The sequence below is a fragment of the Nostoc sp. FACHB-888 genome, assembly GCF_014696655.1.
In the GTDB taxonomy this organism is placed as follows: Bacteria; Cyanobacteriota; Cyanobacteriia; order Cyanobacteriales; family Nostocaceae; genus Nostoc.
Window position 1 is genome coordinate 1 of the sequence record NZ_JACJQM010000017.1, and the last position, 21130, is coordinate 21130.

At 42.2% G+C, this 21130-nt stretch carries 16 protein-coding genes; 11 read left to right on the top strand and 5 right to left on the bottom strand.

The window, feature by feature from the left end:
• Positions 1 to 368 precede the first annotated feature (368 nt).
• Both pruA and H6G26_RS13045 read left to right on the top strand, forming a co-directional pair.
• Positions 369 to 3362: an L-glutamate gamma-semialdehyde dehydrogenase gene (gene pruA / locus H6G26_RS13040; protein ID WP_190729669.1), complete on the top strand. Its 2994-nt coding sequence runs from the start codon at positions 369 to 371 to the stop codon at positions 3360 to 3362.
• Between the two features lie 55 nt (positions 3363 to 3417).
• The gene (locus H6G26_RS13045; RefSeq protein WP_190729768.1) at positions 3418 to 3855 is read left to right on the top strand and encodes a GNAT family N-acetyltransferase; all 438 of its coding nucleotides are present in this window, start codon (positions 3418 to 3420) and stop codon (positions 3853 to 3855) included.
• Positions 3856 to 4240: 385 nt separating this feature from the next.
• On the opposite strand, the gene dnaA is transcribed toward H6G26_RS13045, so the two are convergent.
• Positions 4241 to 5623, bottom strand: coding sequence for a chromosomal replication initiator protein DnaA (dnaA, locus tag H6G26_RS13050; protein ID WP_190729670.1), 1383 nt, complete (start codon positions 5621 to 5623; stop codon positions 4241 to 4243).
• 506 nt (positions 5624 to 6129) lie between these two features.
• Here dnaA and H6G26_RS13055 point away from each other — a divergent pair.
• Both H6G26_RS13055 and def read left to right on the top strand, forming a co-directional pair.
• Positions 6130 to 7302 carry an HhoA/HhoB/HtrA family serine endopeptidase gene (locus H6G26_RS13055; RefSeq protein ID WP_190729769.1) on the top strand — a complete coding sequence of 391 codons (1173 nt, stop codon included), beginning with the start codon at positions 6130 to 6132 and terminating at the stop codon, positions 7300 to 7302.
• Positions 7303 to 7384: 82 nt separating this feature from the next.
• Positions 7385 to 7915, top strand: a complete 531-nt coding sequence (gene def, locus H6G26_RS13060) for a peptide deformylase (protein ID WP_190729671.1) — start codon at positions 7385 to 7387, stop codon at positions 7913 to 7915.
• A gap of 86 nt (positions 7916 to 8001) precedes the next feature.
• Here the strand turns inward: def and H6G26_RS13065 are convergent, their stop codons facing one another.
• Positions 8002 to 9693, bottom strand: a complete 1692-nt coding sequence (locus H6G26_RS13065; RefSeq protein ID WP_190729672.1) for an NAD-binding protein — start codon at positions 9691 to 9693, stop codon at positions 8002 to 8004.
• Positions 9694 to 10264: 571 nt separating this feature from the next.
• Here H6G26_RS13065 and H6G26_RS13070 point away from each other — a divergent pair.
• The 3 genes from H6G26_RS13070 (at position 10265) to H6G26_RS13080 (ending at position 12960) form a co-directional block, all read left to right on the top strand.
• Positions 10265 to 11365: a D-alanine--D-alanine ligase family protein gene (locus H6G26_RS13070; protein WP_190729673.1), complete on the top strand. Its 1101-nt coding sequence runs from the start codon at positions 10265 to 10267 to the stop codon at positions 11363 to 11365.
• 202 nt (positions 11366 to 11567) lie between these two features.
• Positions 11568 to 12215, top strand: a complete 648-nt coding sequence (locus H6G26_RS13075; RefSeq protein ID WP_242053702.1) for a hypothetical protein — start codon at positions 11568 to 11570, stop codon at positions 12213 to 12215.
• A gap of 337 nt (positions 12216 to 12552) precedes the next feature.
• Positions 12553 to 12960, top strand: coding sequence for a hypothetical protein (locus tag H6G26_RS13080; RefSeq protein WP_190729771.1), 408 nt, complete (start codon positions 12553 to 12555; stop codon positions 12958 to 12960).
• A gap of 342 nt (positions 12961 to 13302) precedes the next feature.
• Here H6G26_RS13080 and H6G26_RS13085 read toward each other — a convergent pair whose 3' ends face one another.
• The gene (locus H6G26_RS13085) at positions 13303 to 13827 is read right to left on the bottom strand and encodes an isopentenyl transferase family protein (RefSeq protein ID WP_190729674.1); all 525 of its coding nucleotides are present in this window, start codon (positions 13825 to 13827) and stop codon (positions 13303 to 13305) included.
• Between the two features lie 570 nt (positions 13828 to 14397).
• Between H6G26_RS13085 and H6G26_RS13090 the strand changes: the two genes are divergently transcribed.
• Positions 14398 to 15171, top strand: coding sequence for a hypothetical protein (locus H6G26_RS13090; protein WP_190729675.1), 774 nt, complete (start codon positions 14398 to 14400; stop codon positions 15169 to 15171).
• Positions 15172 to 15178: 7 nt separating this feature from the next.
• Here the strand turns inward: H6G26_RS13090 and H6G26_RS13095 are convergent, their stop codons facing one another.
• Complete coding sequence (locus H6G26_RS13095; RefSeq protein WP_190729676.1) at positions 15179 to 15952, bottom strand: SDR family oxidoreductase; 774 nt, start codon at positions 15950 to 15952, stop codon at positions 15179 to 15181.
• A 474-nt stretch (positions 15953 to 16426) separates the two neighbouring features.
• On the opposite strand from H6G26_RS13095, the gene H6G26_RS13100 reads away from it, so the two are divergent.
• Complete coding sequence (locus tag H6G26_RS13100) at positions 16427 to 17626, top strand: MFS transporter (RefSeq protein ID WP_242053704.1); 1200 nt, start codon at positions 16427 to 16429, stop codon at positions 17624 to 17626.
• Positions 17627 to 17647: 21 nt separating this feature from the next.
• Here the strand turns inward: H6G26_RS13100 and H6G26_RS13105 are convergent, their stop codons facing one another.
• Positions 17648 to 18487 (bottom strand): nuclear transport factor 2 family protein, encoded by an 840-nt coding sequence (locus H6G26_RS13105; protein ID WP_190729677.1) that lies wholly within the window; start codon positions 18485 to 18487, stop codon positions 17648 to 17650.
• Positions 18488 to 18571: 84 nt separating this feature from the next.
• Here H6G26_RS13105 and murG point away from each other — a divergent pair, with 84 nt between their 5' ends.
• Positions 18572 to 19645: an undecaprenyldiphospho-muramoylpentapeptide beta-N-acetylglucosaminyltransferase gene (gene murG / locus H6G26_RS13110; protein WP_190729678.1), complete on the top strand. Its 1074-nt coding sequence runs from the start codon at positions 18572 to 18574 to the stop codon at positions 19643 to 19645.
• A gap of 38 nt (positions 19646 to 19683) precedes the next feature.
• A complete protein-coding gene (locus H6G26_RS13115) occupies positions 19684 to 21027 on the top strand; it encodes a hypothetical protein (protein WP_190729679.1) in 1344 nt (447 codons plus the stop codon).
• The last annotated feature ends 103 nt before the right edge of the window (positions 21028 to 21130 follow it).

The following is a 21130-nucleotide window of genomic DNA, read 5'->3' on the forward strand; positions in this document are numbered from 1 at the left end:
TTCGACTACCTGTTTATCAGACATATAAGGCAAAAATTCCGTTACATTCTGATACTCTAACTATTCGGACAATTGTTCAAGTTATTTTTACATGAGTCCTTAGTATGACTGAGCTAATCTCTTGTGTTGCAACATTTGTCAATCAAGTTAGAAATAGATTAACAAAAGGATAACACTTGTCAGTGGTTGAATTGGGCATTGAAAAGAGGCAGGGGGGCAGGGTGCGGGGGGCAGAGGGAAAACTCTTCTCCCTTACTCCCTTGTTTCTTCCCTATTCCTAAATATGGTGACAGCTAAATGAAAACGTCAAAATAGAAGACACAGGGTTTTTATAAAAAGCCTTGCCTTAATTAAGGAGTTTATTATCAGTGGTATTACAAGTACAAACAAGCACTTACGAAGCTAAAACCCAAGAAATTGCTAAACAACTTCTAGCAGCAACGCAAGAAAATCGTTCCTTTTTTTCTTCTCTGCGGGATCAAATGCGCTGGGATGATAAATTACTAGCTTGGGCGATGAGTAATCCTGGGTTGCGGGTGCAACTATTTCGTTTTATAGATACGCTACCTGCTTTGCATAGTAAATCAGAAATTGCCTCACATTTACAAGAATATCTAGGCGATGAGTCTGTAGAATTACCCTCAGCTTTGAAGGGAATGCTAAACTTTGCTAACCCCGACTCAATGCCAGGACAAGTTGCTGCTACAACTGTTGAGACAGCCGTTGAAACTCTTGCTCACAAATATATTTCTGGGGAAAATATTAAACAAGTCATCAAAACAGTTGAACGACTGCGAAAAGAAAAAATGGCTTTCACCATCGATTTACTTGGTGAGGCGGTAATTACCGAAGCCGAAGCGCAGTCTTATCTAGAACGCTATCTAGAATTAATGCAACAATTGGTAGAAGCATCAAAGAATTGGTCAGCGATTCCGGCTATTGATGAGGCTGATGGCGAAGCAATACCAAAAGTTCAGGTTTCTGTTAAATTAACGGCATTTTATTCTCAATTTGACCCATTAGATGCTAAAGGTAGTGAGGAGCGAGTTAGCGATCGCATTCGTATTCTCTTACGTCGTGCTAAAGAATTAGGTGCAGCTGTGCATTTTGATATGGAACAGTATGCTTATAAAGACATAACTCTTAGCATCCTGAAAAAACTGCTCTTAGAAGAAGAGTTTCGGCAACGCACAGATATTGGCATAACAGTTCAGGCATATCTGCGTGATAGTGAGCAAGATACCAAAAACCTAATTTCTTGGTTGAAAGAACGTGGTTATCCACTGACAATCCGGTTAGTGAAAGGCGCATATTGGGATCAGGAAACTATCAAAGCAGCGCAAAAGCATTGGTCACAGCCAGTTTACAACGACAAAGCAGCAACTGATGCTAACTTTGAAACCATCACTCAGTTATTGCTAGAAAATCACCAATATGTGTATTCTGCCATTGGTAGCCATAACGTGCGATCGCACTCTCGCGCCATTGCCATAGCTGAAAGTTTAAATATCCCCCGCCGTCGCTTTGAATTGCAAGTCCTTTACGGCATGGGTGATAAAGTTGCAAAAGCGTTGGTTGATAAAGGCTATCGAGTCAGAGTTTACTGTCCCTACGGTGAATTATTACCTGGAATGGCATATTTAATTCGCCGATTGTTAGAAAATACAGCTAATAGTTCTTTTTTACGTCAAAATCTCGAAAATCGACCAATTGAAGAATTATTAGCGCCGCCGATTGTCAAAGAGGAAAAGAACTCTTTAACTCCTAACTCCTCACTCCTAACTCCTAACTCTCATTTCTCTGGTGCTGCTGATACCGATTACGCTGAGGAAGAGGTAAGAACGAAAGCGACGCAAGCTTTCCAAAGTGTTCGTCAACAGTTGGGTAAAACTTATTTACCGTTGATTAACGGGGAGTATGTTAATCCGCCGGAATTTGTTGATTCTCTCAATCCTTCTAATTTCAGTGAGGTAGTTGGTAAAGTTGGGTTGATTAGCATTGAACAAGCGGAACAGGCGATGCAAGCTGCTAAAGCTGCGTTTCCTGGATGGAGGAAAACACCAGCTAAACAACGCGCTGATATTTTGCGGAAAGCCGGTGATTTGATGGAACTCCGCCGTGCTGAACTTTCAGCTTGGATAGTTTTAGAAGTTGGAAAACCAGTTAAGGAAGCTGATGGAGAGGTTTCGGAAGCGATAGACTTTTGTCGGTATTACGCTGATGAGATAGAACGGTTAGATAAAGGTGTGAATTACGACATACCTGGCGAAACTAACCATTATATCTACCAACCACGGGGAATTGCTGTGGTAATTTCTCCCTGGAATTTTCCGCTAGCGATCGCTTGTGGAATGACTGTTGCAGCTTTGGTTTCAGGCAATTGTACTCTCCTCAAACCTGCTGAAACATCTTCTGTGATTGCAGCTAAACTCACAGAAATCTTGGTAGATGCTGGTTTTCCTAAAGGTGTATTTCAATACGTACCTGGCAAGGGTTCGCAAGTCGGCGCTTATTTGGTAAATCATCCAGATACTCATGTAATTGCTTTTACGGGTTCTCAAGAAGTTGGCTGTAGAATTTATGCAGAGGCAGCAATCTTAAAACCCGGACAAAAGCACATGAAACGGGTGATTGCTGAAATGGGTGGCAAGAATGCCATTATTGTCGATGAAAGTGCTGATTTAGACCAAGCCGTTGTAGGTGTGGTGCAGTCGGCATTTGGTTACAGTGGACAGAAATGTTCTGCTGCTTCAAGGGTGATTGTGCTGCAACCAATTTATGATGCCTTTGTGCAACGATTGGTAGAAGCGACAAAATCTTTGAACATTGGGGAAGCAGAGTTACCAAGTACACAAGTCGGGCCAGTAATTGATGCTAATGCCCGCGATCGCATCCGCGAGTATATTGAGAAGGGTAAGGCAGAAGCACAATTAGCCTTAGAGTTACCAGCATCCGAACAAGGATATTTTATCGGGCCTGTCATTTTTAGTGAAGTATCGCCAAATGCGGTAATTTCCCAGGAAGAAATTTTTGGTCCTGTGCTGGCGGTAATTCGGGTGAAAGATTTTCAGGAAGCGTTAGCAGTCGCCAATGGTACAAACTACGCCTTAACTGGAGGACTTTATTCTAGAACACCTTCGCACATTCAGCAGGCGCAGACAGAATTTGAAGTTGGGAATTTCTACATCAACCGCAATATTACAGGAGCGATCGTAGGACGACAACCCTTTGGTGGATTCAAACTTTCTGGAGTAGGTTCTAAAGCCGGAGGCCCTGATTACCTCCTGCAATTTCTCGAACCACGCGCAGTAACAGAAAATATTCAGCGTCAAGGTTTTGCACCAATTGAAGGTGCAGATTAAAGCTTGTAAGGTGGGCAATGCCCACCTTTTCTTATATACTAAATACAGAAATTTGATGAGTAATTTAGTCATAAAAATTGCTGATTTCCCTGAAGAATTTCCAGCGATCGCAGCAATTAGAAAATCCGTTTTTCAGGAAGAACAAGGGGTAGATCCCGCTTTAGAGTTTGATGGCAAAGATGAAACATCTCAGCATTTAATTGCTTATTTAGATGATAAAGCTGTGGGTACTACCAGAATTAGATATTTAGATGACAAAACTGCCAAAATAGAAAGACTTGCTGTTTTGTCTACAGTTAGGGGACAGGGTATTGGTAAGAAAATAATGGAAAAGGCATTACAAGTTATAGCTAGTAAAAATATTCGAGAAGTTGTAATTCACGCCCAAACATCTGTCAAAGTTTTATATCAAAAATTAGATTTTGTAGAAGAAGGAGAAATATTTCAAGAAGCTGGTATTACTCATGTGATAATGAGAAAAATTTTAATTTAATATGATTTTTCATTGCTATATCTATTAGTTTATCACCTGCCCTCTGCCCGCGACCGGAGAGAACAAGGGTTTAAGATCCACAATGAATAAGAATTCAGTGGCTATGGTTCGTAAATTCCTCTTGCAATCATAGTTAAGTAATTCTACATCTGTGGAAAACTTGTGGAAAAACTCGCGTATTTTTCCACAAGGTAATTATACTTAGTTAAGCTTTATCAGCAAAATATCAAGATTTTTACAGATTTATCGACAAAAAGTAAGATTCTTTCTCCAATTTAAGTCAAATTTAATCAATTTTTATCCGTTAATTAATATTATCGGCTAATTATTCAGCCGCCAAAGCTAATTTTTACGGTGTTGGTTGTGGAAAACTTCAAATACATTCTCAGGATGATTTTTGAGAACGGCTAGTCATGTTGATGCGATCGCTTAGTTGGCGTAGTGTTTGTGCTAAAGTGCGATCGCTCTCCTGAAGTTGGGTAATTTTGTCGCAACTATAGATTACCGTTGTATGGTCTTTACCACCAAACTCCTCTCCAATTCTCGGCAAACTCAAAGCCGTGTGTTGGCGCATGAGATACATTCCTATTTGACGCGCCCAGCTAATCTCTCTTCGTCTTGAGTTGCTTTTGAGGTCGTCTATTGAAACATCAAAATTATCTGCCACAACCTTTAAAATTGCTTCTGGGGTAGCTGTCATTTTTTCATTAGGCGGTTCTAAAACTGGTGTGATATTTTCCACCGTCATTGGTAAGCCCCAAATAGAAATATAAGCCACCGCCCGAATTAAAGCTCCTTCTAACTCTCTAATATTAGAAGTATAGTTAGAAGCAATATACTCAATCACGTCGCGGGGAAGACGAATATTTTCATACTCGGCTTTTTTCTGCAAAATCGCCATTCTAGTTTCTAAATCCGGTTTTTGGATGTCTGCGATTAACCCCATAGAAAACCGAGAACAAAGACGCTCTTGCAAGCTAGGAATCTGATTAGGAGGACGATCAGAAGCAATCACAACTTGTTTACCAGCTTCATGTAAAGTATTAAAAGTATAAAAAAATTCTTCTTGGGTGTATTCCTTCCCTTCGAGAAACTGAATATCATCAACTAATAAAACATCAGCAGCTCGATAATGCTCTCGAAAACTTTGCATACTATCCTTACGAATCGCTGTAATTAAATCATTAGTAAACTGTTCAGTAGAAACATAAAATATTTTACAATCAGGGCAGATTTTCCAGCGATAATGACCAATAGCTTGCATGAGATGAGTTTTACCCAAACCTACGCCACCGCATAAAAATAAAGGGTTAAACTCTTTACCTGGGGATTCCGCAACTGCCAAAGAAGCAGCGTGAGCCATCCGATTATTAGCACCAACTACAAATCGGGAAAAGAGATATTTAGAGTTTAATTCAGTAGTTTTTTGATTGTTATTAGAAACAGGTTCAGGAATACTGTTAGGATTTGTTGATTCCCAAGAAATCTCTCGTTCACTAAAATGAGAAACTTCATCACCTTGAGCAACAGTAATGTAAATTCCTACGGGATGACCCAGAATATCTTGTACTACATGAGCAATGGTATTGATGTAATACTTCTGTAACCAATTACGAGCAAATGGGTTAGGAGTACGGATTACCAAGCAATTATTTTCTAATCGCTCCGCACTAGCAGTTTTGATCCAAGTTTCAAAGGTGGGTCGGGATAGTTCAAGCTGTAGGCGCTCTAGTACCTGACTCCACAGAGTTTCTATGGGAATTTCCATTATCCACCACCTTTGCTGCTAATCGTCACAATAGAAGAGAAAGCATCAATTTAGCATCCAGACACGCTAGACCTAGAATAAGCTTTTAAGTTGTAATCATTTTGGGACATACCCGGTAGGCAAGATCCTAACATCCACTGACTGACACCGAGAAGGAACGACACATGAAGACAATAAACGATGATGCAGCCCCCAAAAAGATTGAAAAAGAAGCAAGGGAACTCTTAGCTGGGAGCAAGGGGGATGGGGTCAAAAGAGGCAAGGGAGCGGGGAGGAGGGAGCAGGGGGGAGGATTGGACGGAGCAAGGAAGCCGACCAATCGAGAACGTCCTAGAAGGACGGGGCTTGATACCCATGTTCCGCTCCGCTTCACGGCAACTCTTGGAGACGCTGCGCGAACGGGGCAGGGATTGCTCCCCCTGCCCCCTGCCCCCTGCCCCTCCGCCTCTTTGGTCATTTCTCCAAGCAAAGTACCCCTCGGAAGGGGTTTACGCCATAGGTTGTGGATGCTCTCATATGGTTTAGTAGTGCTGTTCCTGGGGAGCTGCTCTCTTCTACCTGCTAAGACCTTTGAGGCTCGACAAAGCGATACTCAAGCCCAAAAGACAACAGAACCCGATTCGGTAATTACTCTCCCACCAATTATCTCGTCGTCTGGAGATCCTAATTTTGTGGTAAAAGTAGTGCAAAATGTGGGGCCTGCGGTAGTTCAGATTGATTCTTCCCGAACAATCACTTCTGGCATACCAGACAGATTTAATGACCCATCATTCCGGCGGTTTTTTGGAAACGCAGTACCACAGCCTAGACAACGGGTAGAGCGCGGTAGTGGCTCTGGATTTATCATTAATTCCTCAGGCCAAATTTTGACCAATTCCCATGTGGTCGATGGTGCTGATAGAGTGACTGTCACACTCAAAGATGGCCGAACTTTTGATGGTAAAGTTTTGGGTGAAGATGCGGTAACGGATGTTGCTGTAATCCAAATTGATGCTAATAATCTGCCTGCCCTAGCTGTTGGTAACTCTGATGCTTTGCAACCAGGAGAAGCAGTAGTTGCCATTGGCAACCCTTTAGGCTTAAATAATACCGTCACTTCTGGGATTATTAGTGCTACAGGTCGCTCTAGTAGCGATATCGGTGCTAGTGACAAGCGGGTTGATTACATCCAAACGGATGCTGCGATTAACCCTGGTAACTCTGGTGGCCCATTGTTAAATGTTCGTGGCCAGGTAATTGCCATGAACACAGCTATTATCCGAGGCGCTCAAGGTTTGGGATTTGCTATCCCCATAAATACTGTGCAAAGAATTGCCCAAGAATTAATTGCTAACGGGAAGGTGGATCATCCTTATTTGGGTGTTCAGATGGTAACACTGACACCAGATATTAAAGAAAGAATAAAAAATAGAGCAGGCGATCGCTTAAATCTACAAGCAGATGAGGGCGTTTTGCTGGTTGATATCGTGCCGCGATCGCCTGCATCTACGGCTGGATTACAAGTCGGTGATGTGATTAAAAGCATTAATAACCAGCCTGTTACTAAAATTGAACAAGTACAAAAGTTAGTAGAAAGTAGCAAAATTGGTACTAAGTTACCAATAGAAGTGGAACGCAACGGACAAATTATCCAAATAGCAGTCCAACCTGCTCCTTTACCCGTAAGAGGGGAAGGATGATGTTAGTCATTTGTCATTTGAAAAGCAACTGACAGACTCTACCCCCCAATCCCCAATGCCCATTACTTAAAGGAGTTTTATTATGACTGAATTATCGGCAATAATTCAATTAGGCAATCCAACATTGCGCCAAAAAGCTATTTCGGTTGACAATGTTCAAGATGAGCAGATTCAAAAGTTAATTGAAGACTTAATAGCCACTGTTGCCAAAGCTAACGGCGTGGGTATTGCTGCGCCTCAAGTAGCACAATCATATCGTTTATTTATTGTGGCTTCTCGTCCTAATGCCAGGTATCCCAATGCTCCAGAAATGGAACCTACTGCCATGATTAATCCCAAAATCATTGCTCATTCAACTGAAGTTGTCAAAGATTGGGAAGGTTGTTTAAGTGTTCCAGGAATTCGGGGGTTAGTTCCTCGGTATAAAACTATTGAAGTGGAATACACTGACTGTCAAGGCAAACTACAAAAACAAGAATTAACCGATTTTATCGCTCGAATTTTTCAACACGAGTACGATCATCTCGACGGTATCGTATTTGTAGACCGTCTAGAAAACACTCTCGATATGATTACTGAGCAAGAATATCAACAACGAGTAGTTAATAAATAAATGGAAGCGAGGAGTAGGAAGTAGTGTATTAATTACGAATTACGTTAGCGTAGCGTTAGCGACACAGGAGCGTCATTACGAATTATTTAAGCGTGTGCTTCGCAAACTTGTTCGCCCCGCCACAATTGATATAGTCGCGTCGCTGGCATAGTCATATATAAAATATCACCAGCAGTGAGGTTGGTTTCTAACAAATCCCAGCCGTGAAGGGTTTGGTGGTTTGTTTCTACATATAAAGGTACACAATCGGCAGACATAGCTACATCTTTCACCCACTGACCACAAAAGACGTGTGAAGGTGTAATTACAGTTGCAAAAGCCACCCAAAGACTATCTGCTGTGATGCCATTGCCGAGGATGCGTCCCCCTAGTGCAGCAGCAGCAAAAGCTGGGGCTGCTAGTTCAGCCGGGCTTAGTACAGCCTCGAAGCCAAATAGCTGTTGCGCTATGCCAGCAAAATCAGGATCGGCATAATGAACAATCACCGGAATGCTGGGTGTTAAGCCTTTGGCTTTGAGGGCAATTTCCAGATTGGTAGCATCATTGCTAGTAACAGCAAGCACTGCGGCGGCAGAGTCTATATTGCTGACTTTGAGTATTGTACGGAAGCTAGCATCGCCCTGAATTACGGGGATACCCAGTTCGCGGGCGGTGTTGATATATTTATTGTTAGAGTCGGGTTCAACTACTACAACTTCATGTCCACTGGCGTGGAGTTGCTGGACAATTCTTACTCCAATACCACTCAAGCCACAGACAATGTAGTGATATCGCTGGGGAATTCGGGCTGCATCCCAAAATTGCTTAAAGCGACTTCCTAAGACAAAATCGGTGAGCATTGCATACCAAATACCGATCACAACTGCTCCAACTAGCATCATCACGATAGTAAAAAACTTGATACTGTTAGGAGCATTTTCTATTACTTTGTCATTACCCCCTGCTCCAGTAATCATGCCTACAGAAAAATATAGAGCATCAATAGCAGATAAACTCAACTCAGCCGACATATAGGTGAGTGTAGCAATGAGAATGACTGCGAATAATACAACAGCACCCACTACTACCGATCGCCCATGTTGCTGAAACTGCCTAAAATTGGTGAGGGCTTTCAGGGCTTTTTTAATCAATGATCTCCGAGGAGAACAGATGCGGGGTTGTGTACCAATAATTAAGCGATCGCCTACTTGTATCTCTTGTCCAGATATTACAGCTGACACCAAATCCATCTCACCTTCTACTGGCAAGTAATAAATCAGCATCCGCGATCGGTCTTCCCACAATTCACTCAGCTTTAGGCCCTGCCAAAAATGGTTTTCATCAATGTATTCTTCGTGAATTGGCCAAGTTTGCTGAAATAATTTGATTTGTCCAATCGCTCGGTTTCCCAGTGCTGCAAAGGTGAATACGGGTGCTGCTAATCCTACAACACTCATACTCAAGTGGTCTGGCAAACTTTGATCAAGGCGCTCCCCCAAATTTGTATTATAAAAACGGTTGATAATGCGAATCTGGGGATTCAGCACCCGTGCTTGCATCATAATAGACAAATTCAGAGCATCTTTAGATCCAGCGATGACTAAAGTATGTGCCTGTTGAATTCCAGCTGCTGTTAGGGTAGAAGCTGCTTGTAAATCGCCAACAATCACATCCCCTGCTGTTTCGCCAGGGATAGGTTGGTGATGAATGCCAACAACGAAGGCTCCCTGATGTCTCAGCAGACGAAAGGTCTTATATCCGGTATGTCCTAAGCCACAAACAATAATTCTGGGTTTCATGAAACGGCAGCATCTTTTAGAGGTGGGGCTGCATTTCTAGTTATTCATCAATATTGTTGCCCATTTTCCTGGAATATAACTGTAGCTGACAACACGGTTGCTTCAATTGGAGGCAGGAGGCAGGAGGCAGAAGGCAGGAGGCAGAAGGCAGAAGGCAGAAGGCAAAAGGCAAAAGGCAGAAGGCAGAAGGCAGAAGGCAGAAGGCAAAAGGCAAAAGGCAGAAGGCAGGAGGCAGAAGGCAGAAGGCAAAAGGCAAAAGGCAAAAGGCAGGAAGAGGATTATAAATTTGATGATTGAGGGTAAATAGTTTCTACAATGTAAAATTTAAGGATAAAAAAGCTTATTTCCGTGTGGATTTGCGAAAAATTGATGCACCTGCTCGCCTAATTACTTACAAAAATGTGGTGGCTTCCCGCCCTTATGTCAGATGGGCGATCGCTGACTAACTCCTCAAATAGGAAAGCTTTCTCTTACCAGGGTTTGGGCAGGCAATAAAAATAATTTAGAAAAACATGGCAACTTTTGTAGGTTGTGATACGCTATCTGCTTGAGAAGTGTGGAGGAACCGAAAATGACTAAGCTGCGCGTGGGGTTATTGTTTGGCGGTCGTTCGGGAGAACATGAAGTTTCGATCAAATCAGCACGGGCGATCGCTAAAGCCTTAAGTGCAGAGCAAAATGCTAGTAAGTACGAAATCCTGCCTTTTTACATCCAAAAGGATGGACGCTGGCTGGCGGGAGAAGCACCCGAAAAGGTTTTAGAAACCGGCAGTCCTCTACTGGAATCTGAACAATCAACATCTGTTGGTAATCTGACATCTAACCCTCAAGCGCAAACCCTCAGCAAGTGGCAATCTCCCTCTCAAGTAGCTCAAGTGGATGTTTGGTTTCCCATTCTCCACGGCCCCAACGGTGAAGACGGAACGATTCAAGGGTTACTCACTTTGATGCAAGTCCCCTTTGTTGGTTCTGGAGTGTTAGGTTCGGCAATGGGTATGGATAAAATTGCCATGAAAATTGCCTTTGAGCAAGCGGGACTTCCACAGGTAAAATACAAGGCAATAACTAGAACGCAAGTTTGGTCTAATCCTTGCGTGTTTCCGAAATTGTGTGATGAAATTGAGGCAGCATTAGGTTATCCCGCTTTTGTTAAACCTGCTAATTTGGGTTCATCAGTGGGTATTGCCAAAGTGCGATCGCGCCAAGAATTAGAAGCCGCGTTAGATAATGCTGCTAGTTATGATCGCCGATTAGTGGTAGAAGCTGGTGTGGTAGCTAGAGAAGTAGAGTGTGCCGTTTTAGGAAATGACCAACCTCAAGCCTCTGTCATTGGAGAGATTAGTTATGATAGCGATTTTTACGACTATGAAACAAAATACACTGAAGGTCGGGCAGATTTACTGATACCTGCATCAATTCCAGATGCGATCGCTCGTCAAATTCAGGATATGGCTTTGCAAGCCTTTGCAGCCGTTGATGCTGCGGGGTTAGCAAGGGTAGATTTCTTTTATGTGGAAGCGACACAAGAAGTTTTTATTAACGAAATAAATACGTTGCCAGGCTTTACTGCGACTAGTATGTATCCCCAACTTTGGGCACATAGTGGAGTCTCATTTCCAGAATTAGTTGATCGATTAATTCAACTTGCTCTTGAAAGGCATTCTCCTAGCTGACGGGAAAAATAAGCGAACTAATTTCCAAATTTTTACAGTAAAAAGTCACAATAAATACAGAATTTTGGCAAAAGTTAGCCAGATTTGGTAGCCTATATTTTACAAAAAAGCTACTTAAATCTGTACTTGTGTTACGGATACCTGATGCTTAATTCCTCCAGTACAATTTATTGACTAGAGGGGTACAAATCTGAAAGTAATCATGGAAAAAAGTCAGAGTGTACAGCGCGAGCCAACCCAACTCAGAAGGGCTACTCCAGAGCTGACAAACAGGAAATCGAGATTAAAACAAAGCTCGAATGTTCTGATATATCTGGTTACACATCATCCTTGGCTATTGTTAACCGGGTGTTTAGCCATGTTTTTAGGAGGAGGTGCTTTTGCCCTGTACAGCTTAGGTAATGCTGGACAGGTAGCACAAGAAGAACCAGAAAAAATCCCAGTTATAGTTGAAGAACCAATCAATGCACCCTCTGAGAATAGTAATCCAACACCTTTATGGATGGTGGCTGCGATCGTCCTCAGCTGTGGTAGTGGTTGCTTGCTCATTTTCCGAATGCTCAACAGGACAAAGCAACCGCAAAAAGTCCAAAAACAGATTAACCGTCATCAGGCACGCTTGGCACAAAACCATTACCAAAGATTGGAGCCACGCCTTCCCAAGAACCAGCCAGTTTTTGTGCCACAGCAACAACTGATGCCGCTTATGCAGATGCAACCTAAACCAAAACATCTGGTGACGGTTCTGCCAGCAGAACATAAGCACCACTTGGATACGCGCACAGAATCTTTAGCAGACCTAATGGATATTCGTAAAGAGAGTTCATTGTCTGCAATTTTACGCCAGTAGTAAATTTACTGTAAAGCAAAAACCTTTCAAGATAATACTTTTTGCAAATTAAGGCATGGTTATACCGTGCCTTTACTACTATTTAGAGTGAGCTACACCCGTAGGGGCACGGCATGTTCCCTACACCTTGGAATATAATCTTATACCAATTTGAAAAAACAATGCGACAGATGGGTAGGGGCACAACATTGTTGTGCCCTTACAAATAATTGATGTGTCGCAAACATTATTTGAATTGTTATTATACCGCATTTGAATGGGAACCGTTATATAGCTGTTCTCACTTCGGTTTAAACTGATAAGGATGAAAATAGCAGATCAGGCAGTGAATAATAACATAGTGCGGTTAATTTTGACAGCAATATTGCTGATACTAGTAACGGCTTGTGGCAGTATTGGACTGCTACCGACTAACGAATTAGTGCAAAAAGCAATCGCACTTGGGCTAGAGCAAACTCAACAGAAACTTAGCCAACAATTGGATCTAGATTTTCAAGGGTTTGAAATTAAGCGGCTATCAATTACCCACGAACAACCCCTAACCATTGAAAATTTACCAGCTTTCCATGTCCGAGGAACCTACGACTTGATCGTTAAGCTACCAAAACGGCGCTTGACGCAACCAAAAAAACCTTTCGACGTTTACCTGCAAATTCAGCAAGAAGGCAAAACCTGGCGATTGCTACTTCCAGAAAAAGGTAGTAAAGATACTCCATCAATTTGGCGTAGCTATCTCATCCAATAGAGACGGGGAAACGTTTGAATTGTCTCATGTTTTCCCAAGCTACAGGTTAAATTTTGTGTATCCTGTACTGTCATCTTCTGCAAGAATTAGAAAATCGAAAGATTCAACTAACGCCTATATTGCACTAGTACAGCACGGCGTAAATAGAGATACCATTCACAATTAGGGAAAAGCTGACAACACAAGCTTTTTGACTTCCGCCTTGCAGCACTAGTTCTGCCATAGGGATAGCTAATACCAATTTGAAAAAACAATGCGACAGATGGGTAGGGGCACAACAATGTTGTGCCCTTACGAATAATTGATGTGTCGCAAACATTATTTGAATTGAATTAATTTTGTTTAGCTACTTACTGCATCAATTAATTCAAAAAATTGTGAGATTTGTTTAGTCGAGCGAATGTGATAAACATTTTTGATGCTTTGAGCCTGCTCGATATACTCACGATATTTTGGGGTTAAATATTTGTAACATAACCAAAGCACGCGGTAGCTAGTAAGCGAACTCCTCAATATTGGACTGTTTTGGGGCCAGCCTTCTGGTGGTTGAAAGTAACCTGTGATAAATCGTTTAGTTACCCACCAAAAATGCACATATAGCGGTAAATCGACAAAAACCAGAGTATCCGCCTCGTCAAGTCGTAGCCAGAGAGTTTCCATGCAACCAAATCCATCAATAATCCATCGGTCAGTAACTAAAATTTGCTGATGGGCGCGCTTATAGTCTTCATGTGAAACCTCTGTGCCTCCTGATTTATATTGAATCTTGTCCAAGGCGTAGAGTGGCAAACCAGTGATTTGAGATAATCTCTTGCTTAAAGTTGATTTTCCGCCTCCAGTATTGCCAAATACCGCTACTTTTTTCATGGCGACTCTCCTTTTAGTGCAATCAAGCCAAATTTGGCACAAGCTTGTCACGAAAGAATAAAAGTTTTAGCTATATTACCTTTATACTACAAAATGTGTTTCTATAATATCTGTACTACCGGGATTTAAACATTTTTGAGGCATAAAAAAGACTCAAACCTTGAAACTCTACAAAGCAGTATTTCATTGAAAGCGACGGGAAACCTATCCCCAGGTGTCTGTAGAGGGATAGTCGCCCCGTCGCTTGGGGCATAGTGGCGGTACGATCTTCCCCATTCCCCATGCCCAAAAACTCCACCCACTCTTGGGATGGAGTTTTTCATTATTTCTACCTTCTCTGTTTCTAAGCAGGGATTCATTTTATTTCTATATGTGCAACAAAAAAAACCATCACAATCATGTTTGTTGCTACTTTCCCCAAAAGGGTAGCAAAGATACTCAACCACATTAGCGTAGTTATCTCATCGAGAAGCTGGTGTGTGCAAATGGAAAAACCATCACAATAATTTACGTATAACTGCTGGGAAATAGTCATGATCGAGATGATGGTTTCACCGGAGACAGGGCAAAATGTATATAAACTTTTTCATCAGTTCCATTGCTGGAATTGTGGTTGTGGTACTAACAGCTTTTGGCTTACTGCAATGGTTGCACATCCCTGCTGGTAACTTTCTTGATTGGGTGATTGGTGGTGCAAGCTTTTGGTGGCTGTTGGTAATTGTTACCGTACCGTGGAATGTGCATTTTCAAGCTAAAGAAGTCTTAGCAGAAGCAGCACAATCCAAAGAGAAAGGAATTCCAGTTGATGAGAAACAAGTGAAATATGTCACAGTGTTGGCAAAGCGATCGCTCTGGGTTGCCATTGCTTTACACTTATTCTCAGCCGTTGGTCTTTATACTCTTGCTGCCACTGGTATTAGTACGGTGGGATATATAAGTTCTGGTGCAGCTTTGTTATTAACAATTTTGCGTCCAGCAATTCGGGCGTATGAGTACTTATATGCGCGGTTAGCAATGATTCGCCAAGAATGGAAGTATCCCCGCGAAGATATTGTTGAATTGCGCGATCGCTTTTCGATATTGGAACAAAAAATCCAGTCATTTGAGGAGCAACTTAACCCAGAACAATCTTATTCATTACCTGCAACTCAACAACGCTTTGCCGAAGAAACTCGCAAAGATTTAGCTCGATTTGCTGCTAATTTGGAAGAATTACGGGCGACTAATCAAACTGAACATGAGCGTTTAGGAAGAGAAGCACGAACTGCGATCGCGCAACTTTCCACTGACGGACAATTTCTTGATCATGTCCGCGAAATTATTCGATTTTTTAAGACCGCTTAATTATTCCTTATGTTCGCCGATTAACTAAGGTAGCGCTAGCTTGGTCAACAGGCATCAGCACAACTTCATTAATATTGACATGGGGCGATCGCGTCACACAGAAAAATATTACATCAGCCACATCATCTGCTGTCAGGGGCATAACTCCCTGGTAAACTTTTTTGGCGCGTTCAGCATCTCCGTGAAAACGCACCTCACTAAATTCCGTTTCTACCATCCCAGGGTCAACGGAAGTTACACGTACTCTCGTTCCCAACAGGTCTTGTTTTAAACCTTCAGAAATTGCCCTGACAGCAGCTTTGGTAGCACAGTAGACATTACCACCGGGATAGGTTTGATGTCCAGCAATGGAACCTAAATTTACCACATGACCGCGATCGCGGCTCACCATTCCCGGAACGACATAACGGGAAACGTAAAGTAAACCTTTGACGTTAGTATCAATCATGTCTTCCCAATTTTGAAAGCTACCTTCGTGCAACTTGTCTAAACCACGACTTAGACCAGCATTATTAATGAGAATGTCGATGTTAGACCAGTCAGACGGTAGAGAAGAAATAGCAGATTCAACAGCGTTGCGATCGCGCACATCTAGCTGTAACAAATGAATTTCTATACTAAAGTCTTTGCTGAGAGTATCTGCTAGCTGCTGCAAACGTTCTAACCGTCGTGCCGCTAAGATTAATTTTGCACCTGCACCAGCAAAGATTTTTGCACAAGCAGTACCAATACCACTACTAGCACCAGTGATCAAAATGATTTGATTTTGTAGGGAAGTCATTGAAGAAAAAGTCAATAGTCCAGTGTTAATTTAAATACAGAATTTAGCAATTTAGCAAGTTACTGAGTACAGACATATTTTCTCAGCTATTAATATTTATTTTTTTCTTAGATGTTACTCAAAAGCTAAATCTAAGCTCGATTTTATCCAAAATTAAGAACTACTGGCACGACACAGAGAGAAGAAATCAACGCTTAACTGAACTGTATTGTCTTATAAACGTGAAAAGGACGGGTGAAAACTCAGTAACTGTAGCGTCTACAATGGGCTAGAGACGGTGTTAACTGTCCGTATGTCGTATGTTTAACCTTGTCGCAATGATGATATTCCCTCCTTGGTAAGCTTCTGAAACTCAATCCAACAGGCAATTCGCCCGATCATTATGGCGAAGCGTTTGTTCATGGATTCCCCCTCCAATTGCCACGCTGTGACAAAAGTGCGTTGGTAAACAAATTTGGAGAACGGGAGAATTTTATGATGCCTTTGGATGGTCAGAACAAAACAACCAGATCAGTTATTCTATTCATCAGTCTCTTCCTGGCGATCGAAGGATTAGACGAAATTGTTGATGGTGTGATGGGTGTAGCCTATCCGTTGATTCGTCATGATCTGAATCTCTCCTACCTGCAAGTCGGGTTGCTATTGACCATACCCAATACGGTCAGCAGTGTGATAGAGCCAATTTTTGGGGTTTTAGGAGATTTCGGTCATCGACGGTTATTGATTTTGGGAGGAGGCATCAGTTTTGCGATCGCTCTCTTGCTGATTTCCCTCAGCCATCACTTTTGGAGTTTATTAGCCGCATTGGTGTTGTTTTACCCGGCATCTGGTGCGTTTGTCAGTTTGTCTCAAGCGACGCTGATGGATCTAGAACCCACCCGCCACGAACCAAACATGGCACGCTGGGCATTGGCGGGGTCTCTCGGCAATGTGATTGGCCCTTTGGCGTTGGCAGGTGCGATCGCCTTGCACCAGAGTTGGCGGAATGTTTTTTTCACCCTGGCAGCCCTGACGCTTTGTCTGGTTAGCTTAATGTGGAAGTACCCGATGGCTATAGCAACGGTATCCACTCCAGTGAATTTGCCAGGCCCTAATATTCAAAAAGCTATCCGTCATATCATCCGCGCACTCAAACGACGCAACGTCCTACGCTGGTTAACCCTGTTGCAATTTTCAGATTTAATGTTGGATGTTCTGCGGAGCTTTTTAGCCCTTTATTTTGTGGATGTTGTGCGTACAAGCGACACACAAGCGAGTTTTGCTTTTACTATCTGGTTGGGGTTCGGCTTATTAGGCGATTTATTGCTCATTCTATTGCTAGAGCGGGTTCGAGGTCTCAACTACTTGCGGGTGAGTGCATTTTTAGTTTTGTGCCTTTATCCTGCTTTTTTGGCGATCCCGAATATCACCATCAAAATAGTTATTTTGGGCGGTCTGGGTTTCCTCAATGCGGGTTGGTATTCCATCCTTCAGGGGCAGCTATATACTGCCATGCTGGGGCAAAGTAGCACCGTGATGGCTCTTAATAACCTGGCAGGTTTAGTCGGTAGTTTCATGCCCCTGGCACTGGGTTGGCTAGCACAGCAGTATGGGTTACAGCTAACGATGTGGCTGTTTCTAGCTGCACCGATCATTTTGTTAATTGGGTTGTTTCATGAGCGCAAGTACTCCTAACTCCTAACTCTTAACTCCTACCTATTTTTTCACCACTTGCATACGTTGAGTTACCATCGTCATCCCATTACCCCGCAGAATGACAGCAGAAACCCAGCGACTACCAGGGGTAGATGGTGCTTGTGCTGTTTTAAACAGTCCGCCAGATGTTAGTAATTGCAAATCTACGGATGTGGGGTTGAGAAAGTTATCTGGTTTGATGGCTTCCTCTAGCGCCGTTCCTAGTAGAAAATCATCACCAAGCGGCTCTTGGACGATCGCATCAAAATTATACTTTTGACCAACTTGCACCTGCTCTGGTAATTTAAAATCAATTTGGGGCGGCTTGCTGCCAGAGGTAAGTTGGGTGCGTTCTGACAAAATGTCTTGGCGGACTATTTTTCCACCTGTAATGCGCTGACGCGATTTAATCGTGGCATTGAGAGCCGAATTATTACTGTTACCGGAGGGTAAGCCTGTTATCGTCGTTTCTGTTTCGGCAATAATTGCATTACCTTCAGGTTTTGAAGATAGCAGTTTTGTACTGTATTGCAATTTAGGATATCTTTGCCAAAGTGAAATCAAAGACTTTTCTAGAGTTTGGAGGTTTAACCCATCTCCATGAGTAAAGTTAGGGCTGTAGAATTGCAACACCCCTTTGACATCACCCCGGCTGGCGGCGGCATCAACTTGTGTCAGTAGGTTTTTCAAATCAGCTGGTGCATTTTGGGCTATACCAGCTTGAGCTAATTGCTGTGGTGTCGCCGCTTGAGTGCGTTGCCAACCACTTGTTAAACCAATGGTTAGGAGGAATGAAACTAGCCAGATACTAGCTGGAAATCTGAGTTGTCGTTTCATTAAGGTGTTAATAATGTTAGTCATTGGTAAGAATTTACTGATTTGATGAGAGAAGATAAGGAAATTGTTTTATCTTAGTTAAGCTAGACGCTAAACGGTAGAGGTTTGATGGCAAACGCACCGATACGATTATTAATAGCTGCCAGTGGGACTGGTGGACACTTGTTTCCAGCGATCGCACTGGCACAAAAACTTCCAGATTATCAAATCGAATGGCTAGGAGTACCCGATCGCCTGGAAACTCAACTTGTCCCTAAAGAGTATCCCTTGAATACTATTGCAGTTGAAGGGTTTCAGCAAGGGTTTGGAATTTCCTCAATTCGCATCTTGGGTAAACTCGCTGGTTCGATTATAGAAGTTAGACGAATTTTGAAGCAGGGAAATTTTCAAGGGGTATTTACCACAGGAGGTTACATTGCCGGGCCAGCCGTCATTGCGGCGCGTTCCCTCGGTTTACCCGTGGTTTTCCACGAATCTAACGCAATACCTGGTAAAGTAACTCGTTTTTTTGGCCCTTGGTGTAGTGCGGTAGCCTTGGGATTTGAAGTAGCTGCTAAGTACTTGCCTCGTGCCAAAAATGTCTGTGTCGGTACTCCTGTAAGAGCGCAATTTCTCGATACGGCAATTGATGCACCGTTAGATTTAGCCATTCCAGAGGGTGTTCCGTTAATTGTTGTTTTTGGTGGTAGCCAGGGTGCAGTTGCGGTGAATAAGTTAGTGCGCGAATCTGCAAATGCTTGGTTTGATGCTGGTGCTTATGTAGTACATTTAACTGGCGATCGCGACGAGGAAGCAGATAGCCTCAAACATCCACAGTATACAGCCTTACCTTTTTACAACAATATGGCGGTATTGTTGCAACGAGCTACTCTAGCCATTAGTCGTTCTGGTGCAGGCAGCTTGACAGAATTAGCAGTATGTGGAACGCCAGCGATTTTGATTCCTTACCCCTTTGCCGCAGAAGACCATCAATCTTACAATGCAGACGTATTTACTTCATCTGGTGCGGCGTTAACACTGAAGCAATCGGAGTTGACGGCACAAGTATTGCAAAGTAATGTGTTGAATTTGTTGCAGTCACCAGATGATTTAGCAAGAATGGGAGAAAATGCAAAGGCGATCGCAGTTCCCGATAGTGCCGAAAAGTTGGCGCACTTAGTGCGTGAGGTGATAGAGGCATAATGTTGATTATTTAGCATTAAAAACTTATTTTCCAAATTATGAATATCTTATCTAGCCAAAAATTCCGCTTCACAGTGGGTTGTGCTGCCTTATTGCTTGTCAGTTTAACCAGTAGCCATCTATATACTCAGTCAAAAACCAAACACCTAGGCCAACAAGATCAGTCTTTTATTCAGCAAGACAATTTTGCCCTACTTCAATCACAAATTTCCTTAACATCAAATCAAGCTTCTGATGAACTCACCTCAGGGTTTCAAAATCCTTTTACCGCTCAACAAACATCTGATGAAATTATAGGCAAAGAAAACGCTCTTTCATCTGGGCAGAATTTGTTAGCAGCATCTGCACCTTATCAAGTTGTCGATGAGTTCAAAAAATATAATTTTAGTATTAATGGCAGCCAGGTTGTTACTCCAGTCAAACTGCCAAATAGTAAGGTTAACTTCAATCAAAAAGATTTATTAACCGTTCTTGTTAATACTAGAAAATATTTTCAAGATTATAGTTCACAAGACCCAGATATTCTCCGTACAGGAATCCTTGCTAGTCAAGGAGTTACTGTGCCAGATGTCATTAAGACTTTAGATTTCATGGTTGCTGTTTTGAAGGAGGATATTGCTAATAATCGAGCTACTCGTTTACAAGATCCTAAGTTTATCAATACCAATTTCCGAGTTATCAAATGGACTGCCTATAACCCAAAAAATCAGATACAAAAACAATTACGAATTACTAAATATGCTGTATTTACTCATACCGGATCTCGTAAGAAAACCTCTAAGTTTAATACACCAATTTATAGCCTAAAAGATAGCTCTAAAAACAATACTTTTTATACCAAATATACAAAACAGGATGTTTTGTCGGGTATTTATGAACCAGGTGGTAGAGAGTTTGGAAAAGTTAAAAGTCTTGCATATCTAACCAGAATCGGCTTAGAAGAAGCACTAATGCAAGGAACAGTCTTGATTAACTTTACAGATGGTTATAAAGCCTTTTTTAACGTAGATAGAAATAATGGAATGTCTTATGTTCGCGGATTAAAAGCAACAGCCCAAAAACGTTATTGGTATTTTAAAGAGGTTGATGCCATTAAAGGCTATGGATACAAAATAGATGCAAAAATCTCAATAAAACCAGGAGTAACTTTTGCCGGAGATGTTTTGAATATCGGTTTAGGTAGAGTAATAATTATTGAGCATACTAAAAATGGTCGCAAACATCTGCAAATGGGAGTTATGGCTGATACAGGTGGAGCGTTTCTACCCAATCTTTATCAACTAGATTTTTTGGCAGGTATTTTTAAGAATCAAAAAGAATTTGGGCAGAATATCAGTCAATTACCGGAATATGCTACAGCCTATTTTTTAGTAAAGAAGTAATGCAGTGAAGGAGGCAGGAGGCAGGGGTCACTGAGCCTCTTGCCCTGACCCAGCATAAACCTAATATAACGCGATGTGCGACTTATTCTCAAACCCCACTTCC

Bases quoted from the DNA above. Each gene is read 5' to 3' on its own strand.
- H6G26_RS13045 (WP_190729768.1), top strand. From the start codon at position 3,418: ATGAGTAATTTAGTCATAAAAATTGCTGATTTCCCTGAAGAATTTCCA.
- dnaA (WP_190729670.1), bottom strand. From the start codon at position 5,623: ATGGAAATTCCCATAGAAACTCTGTGGAGTCAGGTACTAGAGCGCCTA.
- H6G26_RS13055 (WP_190729769.1), top strand. From the start codon at position 6,130: ATGCTCTCATATGGTTTAGTAGTGCTGTTCCTGGGGAGCTGCTCTCTT.
- def (WP_190729671.1), top strand. From the start codon at position 7,385: ATGACTGAATTATCGGCAATAATTCAATTAGGCAATCCAACATTGCGC.
- H6G26_RS13065 (WP_190729672.1), bottom strand. From the start codon at position 9,693: ATGAAACCCAGAATTATTGTTTGTGGCTTAGGACATACCGGATATAAG.
- H6G26_RS13070 (WP_190729673.1), top strand. From the start codon at position 10,265: ATGACTAAGCTGCGCGTGGGGTTATTGTTTGGCGGTCGTTCGGGAGAA.
- H6G26_RS13075 (WP_242053702.1), top strand. From the start codon at position 11,568: ATGGAAAAAAGTCAGAGTGTACAGCGCGAGCCAACCCAACTCAGAAGG.
- H6G26_RS13085 (WP_190729674.1), bottom strand. From the start codon at position 13,827: ATGAAAAAAGTAGCGGTATTTGGCAATACTGGAGGCGGAAAATCAACT.
- H6G26_RS13090 (WP_190729675.1), top strand. From the start codon at position 14,398: ATGTATATAAACTTTTTCATCAGTTCCATTGCTGGAATTGTGGTTGTG.
- H6G26_RS13095 (WP_190729676.1), bottom strand. From the start codon at position 15,952: ATGACTTCCCTACAAAATCAAATCATTTTGATCACTGGTGCTAGTAGT.
- H6G26_RS13100 (WP_242053704.1), top strand. From the start codon at position 16,427: ATGATGCCTTTGGATGGTCAGAACAAAACAACCAGATCAGTTATTCTA.
- H6G26_RS13105 (WP_190729677.1), bottom strand. From the start codon at position 18,487: ATGACTAACATTATTAACACCTTAATGAAACGACAACTCAGATTTCCA.
- murG (WP_190729678.1), top strand. From the start codon at position 18,572: ATGGCAAACGCACCGATACGATTATTAATAGCTGCCAGTGGGACTGGT.
- H6G26_RS13115 (WP_190729679.1), top strand. From the start codon at position 19,684: ATGAATATCTTATCTAGCCAAAAATTCCGCTTCACAGTGGGTTGTGCT.